We start from the raw sequence: 18,707 nt of genomic DNA, 5'->3' as shown, positions 1-18,707 counted from the left end.
GAAGAATGATCCGATGCAACCCGACCGTTCCGAAGGCGACATCAACCTCGGTGCGCGGCGCGAGCGCTGGATGGCGGACGCGCTCGGCCCCAAATCCCGCGCGCTGGTGGAGCGCGATGCCGCCGCCTTCCTGAGGCAGTCCCTGTCCACCCCCTGCCTGTCGGCGATCCGCAAGGCGGAGGGCATCTGGATCGAGGACATGGACGGCCGCCGGTTCATGGATTTCCACGGCAACAGCGTCCATCACATCGGCTACGCCCACCCGCGGCTGGTGGCGGCGCTGAAGGCGCAGATGGACGAGCTGTCCTTCGCCCCGCGCCGCTTCGCCTGCGAACCGGCGGCGGAGCTGGCGGAGCGGCTGGCCGCGATCGCTCCGACCGGGCCCGGCAGCCGCGTGCTGTTCGCGCCCGGCGGGTCGGAGGGGATCGAGATCGCGCTGAAGCTGGCCCGCGTCGCCACCGGCCGTTTCAAGACCGTCTCTTTCTGGGACGCCTTCCACGGCGCCGGCTTCGGTGCCTCCGGCGTCGGTGGAGAGGCGCTGTTCCGCTCCCACGGGATCGGACCGCTGCTGGCCGGGACGGAGCATGTGGCGCCCTTTGCCTGTGCCCGCTGTCCCTACGGCTTCGACCCGGCACCCGGTGGCGGTCCCGAGCTGGACAACTGCCGGATGACCTGCGCGCGGATGCTGCGCTACGTGCTGGAAAAGGAGGGCGACGTCGCCGCCGTGGTGGCGGAACCGGTGCGCGCCGTCCCCTATGTGCCGCCACCCGGCTTCTGGGCGGAGGTGCGGCGGGCCTGCGACGAGGCCGGTGCCCTCCTGATCTTCGACGAGATCCCGACCGGCCTCGGCAAGACAGGCAGCCTGTTCAGCCATGAGCCGTTCGGCGCGCAGCCGGATATCCTTGTGCTGGGCAAGGCGTTGGGCGGCGCCATGCTGCCGCTGGCCGCGGTGATCGCCCGCCCCGGACTGGACGTGGCCGCCGACCGTGCGCTCGGCCACTATACCCACGAGAAGAACCCGCTGCTCGCCCGCGCCGGCCTGACCACCCTGGACATCATCCGGGACGAAGGGCTGGCCGACCACGCCGCAACTTTGGGCATCCATGCGCTGGATCGCCTGCGCGAACTGACGGCGGCGCTGCCGGGCATCGCCGACATCCGGGGCGCCGGGCTGCTGATCGGAGTCGAACTGGCCGATCACGGCGGCCGAAGTGGTACGGATCGGGCGGAGTCGGCTTTTTACGCAGCGTTGGACGGCGGTGTCAGCCTGAAGATTTCGCAAGGAACCGTGCTGACCTTGTCCCCACCCCTGACCATCGCCAAAGCCGATCTGGAGCGGGCGCTGGCAATCGTCGCCCGGGCGATCGCATCCGCCTGATGATGCTTTCGTAAATTTTCAGGAGCTTAGGCAATCACCATAGGGCTGGCGGAGGTCTACGGCCTGCCGCGCCACCTATCCCGGTCTTCACGCGCCGAGACAGGCGTGGTGCTGCGCCGCCCAGCTGGGTCAGGGGGCCGTCGATGGCCCCACCCAGCAAGCGGCGGCCGGCGACACGGTTACGCGGTGCCGTCCTGGGAGAGGTTCAGCTCCTCGATCATGGTCTGGCGCATGACGAATTTCTGGATCTTGCCGGTCACCGTCATCGGGAAGTCTTCGACGAAGCGGATATATTTCGGGATCTTGTAGTGGGCGATGGCGCCCTGGCAGAAGGCGGTCACCTGCTTTTCGGTCAGCGCCGTCCCCGGCTTCGGCCGGATCCAGGCGCAGAGCTGTTCGCCATACTGCTGGTCGGGAACGCCGAACACCTGCACGTCGGCGATGTCGGGGTGGGTGTAGAGGAATTCCTCCACCTCACGCGGGTAGATGTTCTCGCCGCCGCGGATCACCATGTCCTTCAACCGGCCGACGATGTTGCAATAGCCCTCGGCATCGATGGTGGCGAGGTCGCCGGTGTGCATCCAGCCGGCCGCGTCGATGGCCCGCGCCGTCTGCTCATCGTCGCCCCAATAGCCGCGCATCACCGAATAGCCGCGGGTCAGCAGCTCTCCCGGCGTGCCCGGCGGGACGATGCGGCCCTCGGCGTCGACGATCTTCACCTCAAGATGCGGCTGGATGCGCCCGACGGTGGAGACGCGCCGTTCCAGCGGGTCGTCGGTGGAGCTTTGGAAGCTGACCGGGCTGGTTTCGGTCATACCGTAGGCGATGGTGATCTCGCGCTGGTTCATCTCGGAGACCACGCGCTTCATCACCTCGATCGGGCAGGGGGAGCCGGCCATGATGCCGGTTCGCAGGCTCGACAGGTCGTATTTGCCGAAATCGGGGTGGTCGAGCAGGGCGATGAACATGGTCGGCACGCCATGCAGGCCGGTGCAGCGCTCCTCCTGTACAGCGGACAGCACGGCGACGGGGTCGAAGCCCTCGCCCGGAATCACCATGCAGGCGCGGTGGGTGACGCAGGCGAGGTTGCCCAGAACCATGCCGAAGCAATGGTAGAAGGGCACCGGGATGCACAGCCGGTCCTCTTCCGTCAGGCGCATCGCCTCGCCGACGAAGAAGCCGTTGTTCAGGATGTTGTGGTGGGTCAGGGTGGCGCCCTTGGGGCTGCCGGTGGTGCCGCTGGTGAACTGGATGTTCACGGGATCGTCGAATTGCAGGATGCCGGCCAGCCGCCCCAGCTCCGCCACGTCGGCCGGGCGGGCCAGCGCCGGCAGGTCGTCGAAATTCAGCATGCCCGGCGTCTTCTCCGCCCCCAGCCGGATCAGGTGGCGCAGGGTCGGCAGCCGCTGCAGCGACAGGGGCTTGTCGGCGGATGCCCCGTCCAGTTCCGGCGCCAGCTTGGCCATCATGCCGAGATAGTCGCTGGACTTGAAGGACGGCGACAGGATCAGCGCGGCGCAGCCGACCTTGTTGATGGCGTATTCCAGCTCGTGCAGGCGGTAGGCCGGGTTGATGTTGACCAGGATCAGGCCGGCCTTGGCGGTGGCGAACTGGGTCACCACCCATTCGGCGCTGTTCTGCGACCAGATGCCGATGCGCTCGCCCGGCTTCAACCCCAGCCCGACCAGCCCCGCCGCCACCTGATCGACCCTGTGCTTGAACTCCGCATAGGTCCAGCGGACGCCCTGGTGGCGGACGATCAGGGCCGGCCGGTCGGGCGACAGCGACGCCATGCGGTCGAGATGGGTGCCGATGGTCTCACCAAGCAGCGGGGTCCGGCTCGCCCCGTGAACATAGCTCTGGGTCAGCGGCAGGGTGTCGGTATGCAAGGCAGCGCTCCTCCGGAATTCGTTCTTGGGCGCAGCAGTTGGGATGGCTGCGCATTCCGGTACTGAACCCATACCGACCCGTATTGTCGATACCCCTCCCGGTTAAATTTCCGCGCCGAGATCGGGTTGCCCGCGGCCCGATGCCTCCCGCGCGAGGCCAGCATAGTGGCGGACGTCGAAGGCGATGAACTCCACCTCCGCGTCGGTGACGTCGCGCAGATGCTTGGCCGGGCTGCCGGCCCAGAGCTGGCGGGCGGGGACGCGCTTGCGCGGGGTCAGCACCGCGCCGGCCGCCAGCATGGCGCCGCTTTCCACCACCGCCCCGTCCAGCACGATGGAGCCGATGCCGATCAGGCAGCCGTCCTCCAGCGTGCAGCCATGCATCCGCACGCCATGGCCGATCACCACGTCGGCGCCGATGATGGTGGGATAGTCGTTCAACATGACGTGGACGATGGTGCCGTCCTGGATGTTGGTGCGCGGCCCCACCGTGATGCTGTGGTCGTCGCCGCGCAGGACGCAGCCGTACCAGACGCTGGCCTCCGCCCCGATGGTGACGTCGCCGACCACCACCGCGCCGGGGGCGATGAAGGCGTCGGCGGCGATGCGCGGCCACACGCCCCGGACGGGCTGGATGATGGCGCCGGGGTGGCGGGCGAGCAGGGCCTGCCCGGTTTCGAAAATGGTCTCGGTTGCGCTCTCGGTGGTCATTGTTGTTGTCCTTGTTGGTCCTGCCGCGACTTTCCGTCGGTCAGGAGGCCGCCGGTCAGGAGGCCAGCCGTTCCGTCTCCTTCTCCGTCGTCGGAACGGCGACCACCCCGGCGGCGAGCAGCCGGTCGATGTCGTCCGCAGTGTAGCCCAGTTCGGCCAGCAGCGTCGCGCTCTGCGCACCCACCGGCGGCAGCGCCATGCGCGGTTCCAGCCTGCGGCCGTCCAGCGTCAGCGGCAGAAGCGGGACGCGGGTCTCCCCGCCGGTTTCGGTGGTGATGGGGGCGAGGCCGCCGCTCTGGTTCAGGTGGGGGTCGTCGAACAGCTCCTCCGGCCGGTTGATCGGGGCGTAGGGCAGCCCGTTACGCTCGAACAGATCGGCGATCTCGGCCTTGCTGTAGGCGGCCAGCCGGCGGCGGATCTCCGGCAGCATCCAGTCGCGGGCCTGGCAGCGCTTGGTGTTGCCGTCCAGCCTGGGATCGGCCAGCAGGTCGTCGAAGCCGAAGGCGGTGCAGAAGGTCCGCCACTGCACGTCGCTGACCGCGCCCAGGAAGATCTGCTCGCCGTCCTTGACCTCGAAGGTGTCGTAGATGCTGAAGGCGGCGATGCGCTCCGGGAAGGGGGGCGGTGCCTCGCCGGTGACGGCGAACTGCTGCATGTGCTGGGCCGACAGCAGCACGCAGGTCTCATAGAGGCCGGACTGGATGTCCTGGCCGCGGCCGGTGGTCTCGCGGGTACGCAGCGCCGCCATGATGCCGATCACGCCGAACATGCCGCCCATGATGTCGTTGACCGAGCTGCCGGCGCGCAGCGGCCGCCCGGTCGGGCCGGTCATGTAGGCCAGCCCGGCCATCATCTGCACCACCTCGTCCAGCGCCGTGCGCTTTTCATAGGGGCCGGGCAGGAAGCCCTTCAGCGACAGGTTGATGATGCGCGGGTTGCGCGCGGACAGGCTGGCATAGTCCAGGCCGTATTTCGCCATCAGGCCGGGGCGGAAATTCTCCAGCACCACGTCGGCGGTGTCGACCAGCTTGTGGACGGCGGCCAGCCCGTCGGGACTGTTCAGGTCGACGGCCAGCGACGTCTTGTTGCGGTTGAAGGTGCGGAAGAAGCCGGCGGCGGCCCCCGGCAGGGCTCGCGTCTTGTCGCCGGTCACCGGCTCCACCTTGATGACGTCGGCGCCGAGATCGCCCAGGATCATGCCGCAGGTCGGCCCCATCACCATGTGGGAGAATTCGACGACGCGGATGCCGGAAAGCGGCAGGACAGGATTGCTGTCAGGCATGGACGGGGCTCCGGTTAAAGTGCTTCGGCAGGCCGGCGGCGGCGATCTTGCCGTGCAGCGTCTGGCCGGGAAGAAGGGTGGCGAGCAGGCGCTGCGCCTCGATCAGGGCGTCGAGGTCGATGCCGGTGTCGAAGCCCATCGCCTCCAGCATGAAGACCAGATCCTCGGTCGCGACGTTGCCGCTGGCGCCGGGGGCGTGCGGGCAGCCGCCCAGCCCGCCGAGCGAGGAGTCGAACTCGCGGATGCCGATGTCCAACACGGCGAGGCAGTTGGCGAGGCCGAGGCCGCGGGTGTCGTGGAAATGGGCGCTCTGCAGCCGGTCGCCGGCGATGTCCTTCACCCGCTTGTAGAGGCGGCGGACCTGCGCCGGATCGGCATAGCCGACCGTATCGGCCAGCGCCACGCGGTCGGCCCCGGCCTCCAGGCAGGCTTCGGCGAGACGGACCACGTCATCCTCCGGCACCTCGCCCTGGATGGTGCAGCCGAAGGCGGTGGAGAGGCCGGCGTCGATACGGGTCTTGTGGCCGCCCTCATCACGGGCGCGGCAGACGCGGGCCAGCTCCTCCACCGACTCCTCGCGGGTCTTGCGGATGTTGGCGCGGCTGTGCGCCTCGCTGGCCGACAATGGCAGGACGATGACGTCGGAACCGGCGGCGAGCGCCGCCGTGGCGCCCTTCAGGTTGGGGGCCAGCGTATGGACGATGATGCCCGGCAACGCGCGGGCGCCGGCCACCACCTCGGCGGCGTCGGCCATCTGCGGCAGCAGCTTCGGTGGGACGAAGGAGGCGGCCTCGAAGCGGCGGACGCCGGCGCGGTGTTCGGCCTCCAGCCAGCGCAGCTTGTCGGCGGTCGGCATGACGCGGTCGAGGATCTGGAGCCCGTCGCGCAGGCCGACCTCGACGATGGTCACGGGGTCTTTCGTCATGGCAAGGGTCCTCCGTTCGGATGCGCCGGGACGGGGCGCATCCGGTGGAAACGGGAAGCGAAAAGCTGGAAGAGACTAGGTCAGATGCCGAAGCCGGCGGCCTGCGGCAGCCAGAGCGACAGGGACGGGACCAACCAGATGATGAAGAGGCCGGCCATCATCAGCAGGACATAGGGCAGGGCGCCGCGCGTCACCTCGGCCAGGGAGGAGCTGGTGATGCCCTTGATGACGAACAAATTCATGCCAACCGGCGGGGTGATCAGCGCCAGTTCCAGGTTGATCATCAGCATCACGCCGTACCAGATCGGGTTGATGCCCAGCGCGGTCATCACCGGCAGGATGATCGGGGTGGTGATCAGGATGATGGCGATGGTTTCCAGGAACATGCCCAGGATGAAGATCGCCAGCATCACCGCCAGGATGAAGCCGCCCTGCGACAGCCCCAGCGCCGTCACCGTCTCCATGATCTGGGCCGGCAGGCGGATGATGGTGATGGCGTGGCCGAACATGCCGGCGGCGGCGATGATCATGAACAGCATGACGCTGGTCCGCATGGTCTGCACGCCGCAGTCCAGCAGGTCGGCAAGCGAGACGTTGCGGTAGACCAGCAGCGCCACCGCCAGCGCATAGACCGCGCCGACCGCCGCCGCCTCGCCCGGCGTGAAGACGCCGAGATAGATGCCGCCCAGGATCAGCGGCGGCATCAGCACCGCCCAGAGCGACTTGCGGAAGGCGGCGGCGACGGTGCCGAAGCCGGGCCAGGGCTGCGACCGCACACCGTCCTGCCGCTTGGCCTGCAGCCAGCTGTAGCAGGCGAACAGCACCGCCATCAGCAGCCCCGGAATGATGCCTGCGAGGAACAGGGCACCGATCGAGGCGTCGGTGACGATGGCGTAGAGGATCATCGGCCCCGACGGCGGGATCAGGATGCCCAGCGTGCCGCCGGCGGCGATCAGCCCGTAGGTGTCGCGCTGGCGGTAGCCGAAGCGCTTCATCTGTGGGATGGAGATCGAGCCGATGGTCAGCGCCGTCGCCACCGACGAGCCGGAAATGGTCGAGAAGATGGTGCAGGACAGGATGGTGGCGAAGCTGAGCCCGCCCTTGATGTGGCCGACCAGCGTGTTCGACATCTCATAGAGGTCGTCGACCACCTTCGCCTTGATCATGATGTGCGCCATGAAGGCGAACATCGGGATGGTGGCGAGCAGCGGGTTGTTCAGGCTGGAGAACACCGCGTCGGCCATGCTGTCGATGCTGCCCTCGAACAGGGCCAGCACGCCGAGCGAGGTGAGGGACAGCGCCGCGAAGATCGGCATGCCGCTGAACAGCAGGAGCAGCAGCAGGCCAAGGATCAGGAACGTCATCAGTGGCCTCCCCCCTTCTCATCCGCCTCGACCCCCGCCAGCGCGGCGAGCAGCTTGGCGAAGGCGACGATCCCCAGCAGGGCGGCGCCGATGGGAAGCGTGGCCTGCGGGATCCACATCGGCAGCTCCAGCTGGCCCGGCGAGAAGGCGTCGAAGTCGTAGGAGAACATCGCGGTTTCCCAGCCGGTGCGGGCCAGCAGCACGGCGAAGACCAGCACCGCCAGATTGGCCCACGCATCCAGCCAGCGCCGGCCGCGCGGACCGACCAGACCCATGATCAGGTCGATGCGGATGTGGTGGCCGGTGCGCAGCGCCTCCGCCGCACCGGCCATCACCATGGCGACGACCATGAAGCCGCAAGCCTCGTCGACCCCTTCCAGCGGCCGGCCCAGGACATAACGGGCGAAGACCCCCGCGGTGGTCAGGGCCAGCACGACGACGATCAGCAGGACGCTCAGCGCACCACCGATGCGCGACAGGACCGATGCGGTGCCGGTCAGCAGGCGGAGCGCGGTGTTGGACGCGCCCTTTTCGCGGTCAGGCGTGACGGCGTCGGGGGTGGACATGCTGCTCATGGCCGGTCCCCTTTTCACTGGAGCTTGTTGACGAGTTCCAGCAGCTTGCGGCCGTCGGCGCCGGTCTCATCCGCGAAGCCCTCGGCGAAGGCGGGCGCCATAGCGGCCTTGAAGGCGGCATTCTCCTCCGGCGTCGCGATGTGGACCTTGACGCCCTTCGATTCCAGCTCCGCCGGGGCGTTGGCCGCGGCCTCCTGCGAGGCTTCGATCGCCCAGATGGCGGCCTCCTCGCCGGCCTTCTTCAGGGCGGCCTTGTCCTTGTCGGACAGCTTGTCGTACCAGCGGGGATTGACGTAGCCGTGCAGATAGGCGGCCAGCACCGGCACCACGGTCATGTGGTCCTGCACCTCGTAGTATTTGCGCGACCAGGCGGCGGCGACGTCGGTGATGGCGGCGTCGATGACGCCGGTCGCCAGCGCCTGATAGACCTCGCTGCCGGGGATCGCCACCGGGGTGGCGCCCATCGCCTTCAGACCGCGGTCGAAGGCCGGGCCGAGGCCGCGCATCTTCAGGCCCTTGAAATCCTCCGGCGTGAGCAGCGGCTTGCCCTGGGAGGTGAAGACGCTGGTGTTGGTCTGGAACATCCAGACGATGTTCTTCACGCCCTTCTTCAGCAGACGCTCCTCAAGGAAGGCCGCCGCTTCGGAGGTCGGCCACTTCTTCCACGCCTCGATGGAGGACATGGTGTAGGGGCCGACGGTGACGTTCATCAGCGGCAGGGTCTTGCCCCACTGAAAATTCAGCGAGAAGGCGCATTCGATGTCGCCCTTGGCGACGGCCAGGATGTTCTCGTTGGCCTTGATCAAGCTGTCGGAGCCGAAGACCTGGACGTCGAGATCGCCGTCCGACAGCGTCTTCACCTCCGCCGCCCAGCGCTCGACCACCTTCGCGATGTGGTGGGCCGGCGGCAGCTGATGGCTGCAGCGCATCCGCGTCGCGGCCTCCGCACCCGTCGGCATCGCCAACAGAGCCGTGGCGGATGCGGTGGCGAGCAGGGCCAGCATGGTTTTGAAACGGTTGGACGTCTTCGTGGGCGTCATGTGCTGCACCTCCCTCTGATGATTCCTTGCGGCGGTCCAAGGGGTTGGAGCGCCGGGGCCGGTCAACTGCCGGCTTACGGATTGTTCGTCTGCGAAACAGAACAGCACGGGGAGGGAAGGTCGTAAAAGTATAAAGAAGAGAAGAGAGCTATCTGGTTTCGAGATGGCTGCTTGAGAGAAGGGCGTCGCGCGGCCGCCCGGGCCAGCGGCCGGTTGCGTGCGCCTCGCGCACCACGTCGATCATCAGCCGCCGCGCCTCGACCACGGCGCGGGAGGCGGTCTTCATGCGCGAGGACACCAGATAGAGCGTGCGGCCCATCGACGGGTTCACCACCGGCCGCGCCACCAGCTCGCCGCGGGCGATCTCGTCGCCGGCGAGCGCGGCCGACTGCACCGTCACGCCCAGCCCGGCGCTGACCGCCCGTTTCAGCGGCACAGCGGATTCGATCTCCAGATAGACCTTGGCGGCGATGGCGTTGCGAACCTGGGCGTCGCTGGCCAGCGCCTGCAGCACGGCGGTGCGGCCGGGCATGATCAGCGGCAGACGCAGCACCTCGTCCAGATCGATGGGGCCGCCGTCGCCGATCATGGTGCGGGTGCCGAGGCAGACCAGCTCCTCGTCCAGCAGCGGCACGCCCTCCAGCCGGTCGTCGTTGGGCGGCACCAGGGTGAGGGCGAGGTCGGCCTGACCGGACAGCATCCATTGATGCATGATCTCGCTGTGCGCTTCGATCACGCGCAGCTTGACCTCGGTCAGGGTGGAGGCGATGCGGCGGATGAAGGGCAGGCCGATGGCCTCCATCGCCGTATAATTGAAGCCGACCATCACGGGCCCCACCACCGCCCGCGACAGCGACAGCACATCCAACTCCGCCTGCTCCAGCGCGTGCAGCACGCCGCGCGCATGGGCGAACAGCCGGTCGCCCGCCTCGGTCCGGCTAACGCCGCGCGGCTGGCGGAGCAGGAGCTGGACGCCGAGATCGCCCTCCAGCGTCGCCACATGCTGGCTGAGCGCCGATTGCGCGACGTTCAGGAACTCGCTGGCCTTGGAAAAGCTGCCGAGTTCGCAGACGGCGACGAAATAGCGGAGGCGGCGGAAGTCCAGCTTGATCGACATGCGGCTTTGTCCCACAGGCCCCGCTGCCTGACAAAGCGGAATATCGGCCGAGGGTTGGACGGCGAAGGATACTCAGGTCACATGCGCATCATGCGGAAGATGGCGATGAACATCACCACCACGCCCACTTCGGCCAGGGTCGCTAGCCAGGCCGGGTGGAACACGATCCCCAGCGGCATGATCAGCAGGAGGATGAGCGCCGGGAACACGATGTAGGGGGACTCGAGCCGGCTGGAATTCGCCGGGGCCGCGGTGTCTTCATCTGCCGGCAGCGCCGGCTGCGCCATCTGCATGGTCATCGGATCGGAACCCTTGTCGGTGGTTGGGTGCGCGGGCTGGCAAGAGCCCGGCGACGCCGATCCTAGGCAGCGGCATGCATCGGAAAAAGCGAAATTAACCAATGGTTCATATCGGCCTTTTTCAATTCAACCACGGGCTTCTGCGGGGGCGGCCAGGATGGTCTTCAGCCCGGTGAGCGCCGGGTCGATGATGGCCTCGTCGGCGTCGGTCGGGTAGGCGGCATAGATGGGAAGGCTCAAGGGGCGGGCTTCCGGCAGGATTTCGCCCTTGCCGGCGTCGATCAGCGGCTGGACCAGCTGCCGGGGGAAATGGCCGGTGCCGCCGCACTGCTTGACGTAATCGAGCCCCAGCGTGCCGACGCCGATCGACACCGGCGCCGACTGTACGTCGTCTGGCCGGTGCAGGCGCACGTTGCGGCGGAAATCGTCGCCCCAGTCGATGTGGACGTACGGCTCCTCCGAGTAGTCGTCGACCGCCGGCATCCGGAAGAGAACCAGTTCCTCCTCGATCAGAAGCCGGATCGACAGGCCGGGCAGGGCGCGCGGCGAATAGAGGACGGCGACGTCCAGCGTCCCGTCCTGAAGCCCCTGCAGCAGCCCGCTGGGCAGGCCGACGTCGCAGCGGAGCGCAATCTCGTTGGCGTTTCGCCGCATCCAGGGGATCCAGCGGTAGAGAAGACGGTTCCACAAGCCGGCCTCGCTGCCGATGCGCAGGAGCGCCTTGTGGCCGGCGGGCAGGGTTGCCTCCTGGCGCGCCTGCTCCCACAGGCGGAGGATGGCGACGGCATGGCGCTGGAAGCGCAGGCCGGCGGTGGTCAGCGTGGCGCCGGTCTTGTTGCGCACGAACAGCCGGCAGCCAAGCTGCTGTTCCAATTGCTGGATCCGCGTGCTGACCGTCGATTGGGTGACGTGGAGCCGGTCGGCCGCCGCCATGAAGCTGCCCGCCGCCGTGACCTCCAGAAATGTCCGCGCCATTTCCGTATCCATGACACCTCACCTGACTGCCGGTCCTTTCGGATCAGACCTAAAGCATCGGCAGCTTGATCGCGACCGGGCGGTGTGAGACGATTCGTCGCATCCGCTGGGTGCAGCCGCCACCGGCAGATCCCCTAATGGGAGGAAATGGTATCGGGAAAGTCGATAATAACCATCGGTTAAATTCGCTTTCTGGCTTTTCCGACCACCAGTAGCCTCCGCTTCGCCAGCCGGAAGCAATCCGGCCGACATCTCCGGACATCCGGAGGCAACGTTGAGAAATGGGAGTTCCGCTGTGTCCGTCATGCGCAATATTCTGTTGGCGTCCGTCCTTCTCATCTCCGGTGGAACCGTTGCCGCCCAGGCCGCGGACGGCGATGCCGCGGCGGGCAAGACGGTGTTCAACGTTTGCAAGGCCTGCCACACGATCGAGGCCGGCGGCCCCAACCGCGTCGGTCCCAACCTGCACGGCGTCGTCGGCCGCAAGGCGGGCAGCCACGACGGCTTCAGCTATTCGGCGCCGATGAAGGATTCCGGCATCACCTGGGACGAGGCGAAGCTGAGCGAGTATCTGAAGGATCCGAAGGGGACCGTCCCCGGCAACAAGATGGCCTTCGCCGGCATCAAGGACGACGCCAAGCGCGCCGACTTGATCGCCTATCTGGCGAGCGAATCCAAGTAAGGTCGGGTCGACCCGATCGACGGAAGGCACCGGATGCGGCCCATGGCGGGATCGCGTCCGGTGCCTTTTGCGTTCGTCCGATGATCGGATGGATCAGCCGGCGGCGACCGCCGACAGCAGGTCGGAACAGGCTTCGGCGACGGCGGCGGGGGCCTCCAGCGGCGACAGGTGGCCGACGCCGGGGAGGATGCGGAACTCTGCGGCGGGCAGGATTTCGCCGTAGATCTCCCGAAGACCGTCCGCACGCTCGACACGGTCGCAATCGCCCACCGCGATCAGCGTCGGGATGCGGATGTCCGAGATTCCGTCGAGGCGGGCGAGCATGCCGGCCGTCGTCCATTCCCGCTTGGCGCCCGCCGCCCCCCGCAGCGTATCCTCGACCACCTGCAGCCGGTCCTCCTGCGGGAGGTCACGGTGGCAGAGGATTTTCAGCGCTTCGTTCACGCCCCCCGCGCTCTGATAGGAGGCGAGCATCGCCTCGCGCACCTCGGCCGGCACCGGCATTCCGGTCGGCGGCGAGGGGGCGATCAGGACCAGCCCCGCAAGTGCGCCGCCGCCCTTCGCGGCCACGATCTGGGCAACCTTGCCGCCCATGGAATGGCCGACCAGAATGCAGCGGGCCAGCCCCATCTTCGCGATGACCTCCGACACGTCGCCGGCCATCGCGTCCAGGTCGTAGCGCCCGTCCAGGGCAACGGACCCGCCCCAACCGCGCAGATCCAGACTGACGCAGCGCGCCCGATCCTTCAACCGTGCGACGACGTGGCGCCAGGTGCGGGCGGACCCGCCCCAGTAATGCAGGAACACCAGTGCCGTCTCTCCCCGCCCTTCGTCCAGCGCGTGGATGACAGCCCCGGTGGTTTCGATCTTTTTGGACATCGCCAAGCTCCATGACATGGGTGTTGCGCCGGATTTGATTTAGTCAGCGAACGGAGCCGTGATAATCAGGCGCGGAATGGATTCATTCCGAACCGGGAGTGGATGATGGCGCTGGATACCCTGACCGGCATGACCGTGTTCCGACATGCAATCGAAGAGGGCAGTTTGGCGGCGGCGGCGCGGCGGAACGGCCTGTCGGCGGAAATGGCTGGACGGCATCTGAGGGCGCTGGAGGCACGGCTGGGGGTTCGGCTGGTCAACCGGTCGACGCGCAAGCTGAGTTTGACCGAGGCCGGTCAGGCCTATTACCTCCGCTGCACGGCAATTCTTGACGAAATCGCCCTGGCCGAAGCCGATGCCGGAACAAGGCAGGCCGAGCCGCGCGGTCAATTGCGGGTGGCGGCGCCGCTTGCCTTTTCCAATGCGGTGCTGGGGCCGGCGGTGGCCGACTACATGCGCCGCTATCCGGGCGTCACCCTGACACTGGATCTCAGTGAACGGGAAACCGATCTGCTCGGCGAAGGGTTCGATGTCGCCTTGCGTCTTGGCACGCTGCCGGACACCGCGATGATCGCCAAGCGACTGGGCGGCTTTCCACTGATCCTGGTCGGTGCGCCGAGCTATTTCGGCGCCCGCACTTTACCGGAGCATCCGGGGTGTCTGCAGGAGCACAGGATTCTCGCCTATATGCAGACCGCGACGCCGGAGCGATTTGTGCTGTCCGACGCGGCAGGACATCGGGTGCAGGTTGCGTTCGACGCGCAGCTTCGGGCAACGGATGCCGGCTTCCTCGTCACGCTTGCGCTGCTGGGACAGGGGCTGGTTCTGGCGCCGTCCTTCCTGGTCATGGAGCACATCGCTGAAGGCCGGTTGGTTCACGTCCTGCCGGACTGGTCTGCACGGACGCTGCCGCTGCACGCGATCATTCCCCATCGCACGCTGATGCCGGCGACGGTCCGAAGCTTCATCGACGTGGTTGCCGGGTGGGTCGGGACATCGTGACGGCGAAGGCGGACGTTTTTGCTGCCTCTAAGACAACTCCTCCTGCCCGCCGTCACGGTCCATGCGCTTGATGATGCCGGTCAGGTGGGTCGCGAAGGCATACACCGCCTCCGGCAGATGGCGGCCGAGCATGGTCTGGATCTGGTAATAGCGCTGGTCCAGGGTGGGGGAGTCGATCGGGACCGACGCCACCGGATGGCCCACCGTGCTGGCATGGACGGTGAAGGGGCTGGCGATGGTGATGCCGCCGCCTTCCGCGGCGAAGGCCCACAGCCCGGCGATGTAGTTTGAGATCAGCACCGGTTCGATCACCACCCCTGCCAGCCCGCAGGCGATGTCGAACAGCTGCCGCACCGTGGTGTCCTTCTCCGGCAGCGCGATCGGTTCACGGGCCAGCTGGGCCAGCGTCAGGATGGGGCGGCCGGCCAGCGGGTGGTCCTTCGCCATCACAGCCAGGACCGGCGCGCGGCCTTCCCCCATCGCCCTGACCCCCGGTTCGGGGGCGAAGGAGAAGGTCGCGCCGATATCCACCTCCCCCTCCCGCACCATGCGGGTGACGGCGGCCGGCGCGACGATGCGCAGTTCGATGCGGATACCGGGATGGCGGTCGCGAAAGCTGCAGATGGCCGCCGGGATCAGGCTCATGCCGAACCCCTCGGTCGCGGCGACGCGCACCCGCCCGCTGGCAAGCCCGCGCAACCGCTTCAGCTCGGTCACGATGGCCTCTTCCTCGAGGAACACGCGCTGGGCATGGCGGGCGAGCAGGTCGCCGGCATAGCTCGGCACCATGCCGCGCGGCCGGCGTTCGAACAGTTCGACACCGAGATCGGCTTCGAGATGGGCGATCTGCCGGCTGATGGCGGAGGAGGCGACATGTAGCCGCGCCGAGGCGTCGGCGATGGAACCGGTGCGGGCGACCTCCAGAAAATAACGGAGCGCGGTGGCGTTCATGGCGGTTCCCCTGGCCGGCGCCGCTTTGCTAAGCTGGCGGAAAATCAGGGCCGTAAACCATATCGTTGCTGGTTCGGCAACGCTAACTTCCAACTATTATAATTGCGGCATGCCAGTCTGCACAATACCGTGTCATGGCTAACTTTCGTGCAAATGGACCCTCTTGGACGGAGTTCGGACATGGCGCCCTTTGCGTACGGTAAGTCGATGATGTTCGCAGCCGCGGCGGTCGCGGGCCTGGCCCTGCCTTCGGCGGCATTCGCCGACAAGGCGAGCGACACGCTGGTCTATGCTTCCGACAGCGAGCCGGAGAACATCAGCCCCTATCACAACAATCTGCGCGAAGGCGTCATCATCGCCCATCTCGTGTGGGACACGCTGATCTACCGGAATCCCAAGACAGGCGAGTATGAGCCGGAACTGGCGACCTCGTGGAAATGGATCGATCCGGTCACGCTGGAATTGAAGCTGCGCAAGAGCGTGACCTTCCAGGACGGCTCGCCCTTCACCGCCGACGACGTGGTCTTCACCTTCAATTACGTGCTGACGCCGGAAGCGAAGGTGGTGACCAAGCAGAACGTCGAATGGATGGCCGGCGCCGACAAAATCGATGACTACACGGTGCGCGTCCGCCTGAAGGGCCCGTTCCCGGCGGCGCTGGAATATCTGTCCGGCCCGACGCCGATCTATCCCGCCGCCTATTTCAAGAAGGTTGGGCTGGACGGCTTCTCCAAGGCGCCCATCGGCACCGGTCCCTACCGCGTCACCGCGGTGGAGAACGGCAAGGGCGTGACGATGGAGAAGTACAAGGACTATTTCAAAGACAGCCCGCTCGGCCAACCTGCCATCGGCAAAATCCGCTTCCGCGTCATCCCCGACGGCGAAACCCGCATGGCCGAGCTTATGACCGGCGGCGTCGACTGGATCTGGCGCGTGCCGAAGGATCAGGCGGAGCAGTTGAAGGCGGTGCCGAACATCACCGTGCTGTCGGCCGAGACGATGCGCGTCGGCTTCCTGCAGTTCGACGCCGCCGGCCGCACCGCCGCCGACACGCCGATGAAGAATGAGAAGGTGCGCCAAGCCGTCGCCTACGCCATCGACCGTCAGGCGATGGTCAAGAATCTGGCCGGCGAGGGCGCGCGGGTGATGCATTCCGCCTGCTTCATCGACCAGACCGGCTGCACCGACGACGGCGTGCCGCGCTACGAGTACAATCCGGAGAAGGCGAAGAAGCTGCTGGCCGAGGCCGGCTATCCGGACGGCTTCGAGACCGATCTCTACGCCTATCGCGAGCGCGACTATGCCGAGGCGGTCATCGGCTATCTGCGCGCGGTCGGCATCCGCGCCAACCTGCGGTTCCTGAAATACGCGGCGATGCGCGAGGCCGCCCGTGCCGGCAAGGTTCCGCTGGAGTACCAGACCTGGGGGTCCTTCTCGGTCAACGACGCTTCCGCCTTCACCGGCGTGTGGTTCAAGGAGAACGAGGACGACATGAGCCGCGACCCCAAGGTCAAGGCCCTGCTGGAGAAAGCCGATACGACGACCGACACCGCGGCGCGAAAGGACCTCTACAAGGAAGCGCTGTCGATGATCGCGCAGAAGGCCTATCTGCTGCCGCTGTTCTCCTATCCCAGCAACTACGCCTTCACCTCCGACCTCGCCTTCACCGCACAGCCGGACGAGCTTCCGCGCTTCTACGCCGCCCACTGGAAATGAGGCCGCGGCGGCGGGCCGGCATGGTTGAAGGCCGGCCCGCAGCGCCTCTCCGCACGCTCCTTTTCAGGAGACCGCCATGCTCGCCTTCCTGCTTCGCCGGCTCGCCGTGGCGCTGTCGGTGGTGCTGACCGTTTCGGTCATCGCCTTCCTGCTTCTGCACCTGTCCGGCGACCTCGCCACCGACCTCGCCGGTCCCGAGGCGTCGCCCGAACAGGTGGCGCAGGTGCGGGCCGAATATGGCCTGGACCAGCCCCTCGCCGTCCAGTACGGCCATTGGCTGGCCGGGGCCGTCCGCTTCGATTTCGGCCAGTCCTTCTATTTCCGGGAGTCGGTGGCGTCGCTGGTCGGCGACCGCATCCCGATCACCCTGAAGCTCGGCGCCATCGCGCTGGGTCTCGCCTTGCTGTTCGCCATTCCGCTGGGGGCGCTGGCCGCCGTGAAGCGCGGCAGCTGGTTCGACCGCGCGACGCTGGCCTTCTGCGCGCTGGGGCAGGCGGTGCCGACCTTCTGGCTCGGCCTGACTCTCATCATCATCTTCTCGGTCAATCTGCGCTGGCTGCCGGTGTCGGGCAACGCGACCTGGAGCCATTATGTGCTGCCGTCGGTGGCGCTCGGCTGGTACGCCATCCCGGCGGTGATGCGGCTGACCCGCAACGGCATGCTTGACGTGATGGCGTCCGACTATATCCGGACGGCCCGCGCCAAGGGGCTGCGTCCGAAGACGGTGATCTTCAAGCATGCGCTGCGCAACGCGGTGGTGCCGGTGGTGGCGCTGGCGGCGGTGCAGTTCGGCTTCATGCTCGGCGGCTCCATCGTGGTCGAGGCGGTCTTCTCGATGCAGGGGCTGGGGCAGCTCGCCTGGGAAGCCATCGGGCGCAAGGATTTCCCGGTCGTCCAGGCCATCGTGATGCTGCTGGCCACGATCTACATCCTGCTGACCTTCCTCGCCGACATCCTCAACGCCTGGCTGGACCCAAGGATCCGCGTCGCATGAGCACCACGAGCGCTTCAGGTGCCGCCGCCACGGCCGCGGCCGGATTCGACAGCGTTCCGGTTCGCCGGTCGCCTTTGGCCCGATTCACCAAGCGGGCGGCGCGCCACCCCGGTTTCATGGCCGGCGCCTTCATCCTCGCCGTCATCCTGGTGATGTCGATCGGCGCGCCGCTGTTCACCACTCACGATCCCTATGCGCAGGACATCTCCAAGCGGCTGATCCCGCCGATCTGGCACGCCAAGGGCACCTGGGAGCATTGGCTGGGCACCGACAAGCTGGGGCGCGATTACTTCGCCCGGCTGCTCTATGGCGGGCGCATCTCGCTGATGATCGGTGCGGCGACGGTGCTGCTGTCGGGCGCCATCGGCACGGCGCTGGGCGTCGCCGCCGGCTTCTTCGGCGGGCGGGTCGACATGGTCATCGGCTACATCATCAACGTGCGGCTGGCGCTGCCGGTGGTGCTGGTGGCGCTGGCGGTGGCGGCTCTGGTCGGCACCTCGCTGAACACGGTCATCGTCGTGCTCGGGCTGCTGCTGTGGGACCGCTTCGCCGTGGTGGCGCGGTCGACGACGCAGCAGATCGCCCATGCCGATTTCGTCGCCGCGGCCCGCGCCATCGGCTGTTCGACACGGCTGATCGTCTTCTCCGAAGTGCTGCCCAACATCATCAACCCGCTGATCGTGGTCGCCACGCTGGAAATGGCCCATGCCATCCTGCTGGAGGCGGCGCTGTCCTTCCTCGGGCTTGGCGTACAGCCGCCGCTGCCGTCCTGGGGCCTGATGATCTCGGAGGGCAAGCAGTACATGTTTTTCAGCCCCTGGGTCATCACCATCCCCGGCGTGGCGCTGGTGGCGCTGGTCCTGGGCATCAACCTTCTGGGCGACGGCCTGCGCGACGTCACCGCCCCCGACAACCGGAGCTGACGGCC

Annotated in this window: 18 protein-coding genes; 6 read left to right on the top strand and 12 right to left on the bottom strand. The window is 67.3% G+C overall.

Features of this window, described 5'->3' with window-relative positions; genetic code table 11:
- Positions 1-13 precede the first annotated feature (13 nt).
- On the top strand, positions 14-1,378 hold the full coding sequence (locus tag B9N97_RS01620; protein ID WP_085082660.1) for an aspartate aminotransferase family protein: 1,365 nt from the start codon (positions 14-16) through the stop codon (positions 1,376-1,378).
- 179 nt (positions 1,379-1,557) lie between these two features.
- Here the strand turns inward: B9N97_RS01620 and B9N97_RS01615 are convergent, their stop codons facing one another.
- From B9N97_RS01615 to B9N97_RS01570, 10 genes are all read right to left on the bottom strand, one after another.
- Positions 1,558-3,267: an AMP-binding protein gene (locus B9N97_RS01615; protein ID WP_280174724.1), complete on the bottom strand. Its 1,710-nt coding sequence runs from the start codon at positions 3,265-3,267 to the stop codon at positions 1,558-1,560.
- 102 nt (positions 3,268-3,369) lie between these two features.
- Positions 3,370-3,978 (bottom strand): gamma carbonic anhydrase family protein, encoded by a 609-nt coding sequence (locus tag B9N97_RS01610; RefSeq protein WP_143266312.1) that lies wholly within the window; start codon positions 3,976-3,978, stop codon positions 3,370-3,372.
- Positions 3,979-4,033: 55 nt separating this feature from the next.
- Positions 4,034-5,260, bottom strand: a complete 1,227-nt coding sequence (locus B9N97_RS01605) for a CaiB/BaiF CoA transferase family protein (protein ID WP_085082656.1) — start codon at positions 5,258-5,260, stop codon at positions 4,034-4,036.
- Entirely contained in the window at positions 5,253-6,185 is a 933-nt protein-coding gene (locus tag B9N97_RS01600) for a hydroxymethylglutaryl-CoA lyase (RefSeq protein WP_085082654.1), read from the bottom strand. The genes B9N97_RS01605 and B9N97_RS01600 overlap by 8 nt, the downstream gene beginning before the upstream one ends.
- Before the next feature lie 80 nt (positions 6,186-6,265).
- Positions 6,266-7,549 carry a TRAP transporter large permease gene (locus B9N97_RS01595; protein ID WP_085082652.1) on the bottom strand — a complete coding sequence of 428 codons (1,284 nt, stop codon included), beginning with the start codon at positions 7,547-7,549 and terminating at the stop codon, positions 6,266-6,268.
- The gene (locus B9N97_RS01590; protein WP_085082650.1) at positions 7,549-8,124 is read right to left on the bottom strand and encodes a TRAP transporter small permease; all 576 of its coding nucleotides are present in this window, start codon (positions 8,122-8,124) and stop codon (positions 7,549-7,551) included. The genes B9N97_RS01595 and B9N97_RS01590 overlap by 1 nt, the downstream gene beginning before the upstream one ends.
- A 14-nt stretch (positions 8,125-8,138) precedes the next feature.
- Positions 8,139-9,164 (bottom strand): TRAP transporter substrate-binding protein, encoded by a 1,026-nt coding sequence (gene dctP, locus B9N97_RS01585; protein WP_085082648.1) that lies wholly within the window; start codon positions 9,162-9,164, stop codon positions 8,139-8,141.
- Positions 9,165-9,312: 148 nt separating this feature from the next.
- Positions 9,313-10,281, bottom strand: a complete 969-nt coding sequence (locus tag B9N97_RS01580) for a LysR family transcriptional regulator (protein ID WP_085082646.1) — start codon at positions 10,279-10,281, stop codon at positions 9,313-9,315.
- 77 nt (positions 10,282-10,358) lie between these two features.
- Entirely contained in the window at positions 10,359-10,580 is a 222-nt protein-coding gene (locus tag B9N97_RS01575; protein ID WP_085082644.1) for a hypothetical protein, read from the bottom strand.
- 126 nt (positions 10,581-10,706) lie between these two features.
- Positions 10,707-11,555 carry a LysR family transcriptional regulator gene (locus B9N97_RS01570; protein ID WP_167393165.1) on the bottom strand — a complete coding sequence of 283 codons (849 nt, stop codon included), beginning with the start codon at positions 11,553-11,555 and terminating at the stop codon, positions 10,707-10,709.
- A gap of 304 nt (positions 11,556-11,859) precedes the next feature.
- Here B9N97_RS01570 and B9N97_RS01565 point away from each other — a divergent pair, with 304 nt between their 5' ends.
- Positions 11,860-12,237 (top strand): c-type cytochrome, encoded by a 378-nt coding sequence (locus B9N97_RS01565; protein ID WP_085082640.1) that lies wholly within the window; start codon positions 11,860-11,862, stop codon positions 12,235-12,237.
- Between the two features lie 93 nt (positions 12,238-12,330).
- On the opposite strand, the gene B9N97_RS01560 is transcribed toward B9N97_RS01565, so the two are convergent.
- The gene (locus tag B9N97_RS01560) at positions 12,331-13,116 is read right to left on the bottom strand and encodes an alpha/beta fold hydrolase (RefSeq protein WP_167393164.1); all 786 of its coding nucleotides are present in this window, start codon (positions 13,114-13,116) and stop codon (positions 12,331-12,333) included.
- A gap of 102 nt (positions 13,117-13,218) precedes the next feature.
- Between B9N97_RS01560 and B9N97_RS01555 the strand changes: the two genes are divergently transcribed.
- Positions 13,219-14,118 (top strand): LysR substrate-binding domain-containing protein, encoded by a 900-nt coding sequence (locus B9N97_RS01555; protein WP_085082636.1) that lies wholly within the window; start codon positions 13,219-13,221, stop codon positions 14,116-14,118.
- Between the two features lie 27 nt (positions 14,119-14,145).
- Here B9N97_RS01555 and B9N97_RS01550 read toward each other — a convergent pair whose 3' ends face one another.
- Positions 14,146-15,069 (bottom strand): LysR family transcriptional regulator, encoded by a 924-nt coding sequence (locus B9N97_RS01550; protein WP_085082634.1) that lies wholly within the window; start codon positions 15,067-15,069, stop codon positions 14,146-14,148.
- Between the two features lie 180 nt (positions 15,070-15,249).
- On the opposite strand from B9N97_RS01550, the gene B9N97_RS01545 reads away from it, so the two are divergent.
- The 3 genes from B9N97_RS01545 (at position 15,250) to B9N97_RS01535 (ending at position 18,702) form a co-directional block, all read left to right on the top strand.
- The gene (locus tag B9N97_RS01545) at positions 15,250-16,785 is read left to right on the top strand and encodes an ABC transporter substrate-binding protein (RefSeq protein WP_244560492.1); all 1,536 of its coding nucleotides are present in this window, start codon (positions 15,250-15,252) and stop codon (positions 16,783-16,785) included.
- 76 nt (positions 16,786-16,861) lie between these two features.
- On the top strand, positions 16,862-17,779 hold the full coding sequence (locus tag B9N97_RS01540) for an ABC transporter permease (RefSeq protein ID WP_085082632.1): 918 nt from the start codon (positions 16,862-16,864) through the stop codon (positions 17,777-17,779).
- Positions 17,776-18,702 (top strand): ABC transporter permease, encoded by a 927-nt coding sequence (locus B9N97_RS01535; RefSeq protein ID WP_085082630.1) that lies wholly within the window; start codon positions 17,776-17,778, stop codon positions 18,700-18,702. Before B9N97_RS01540 ends, B9N97_RS01535 begins: the two co-directional genes overlap by 4 nt.
- Positions 18,703-18,707: the final 5 nt, after the last annotated feature.

This window comes from Azospirillum oryzae, assembly GCF_900177515.1.
Taxonomy (GTDB): domain Bacteria; phylum Pseudomonadota; class Alphaproteobacteria; order Azospirillales; family Azospirillaceae; genus Azospirillum; species Azospirillum oryzae_A.
This window is presented reverse-complemented; position numbering and strand designations above follow the sequence as displayed.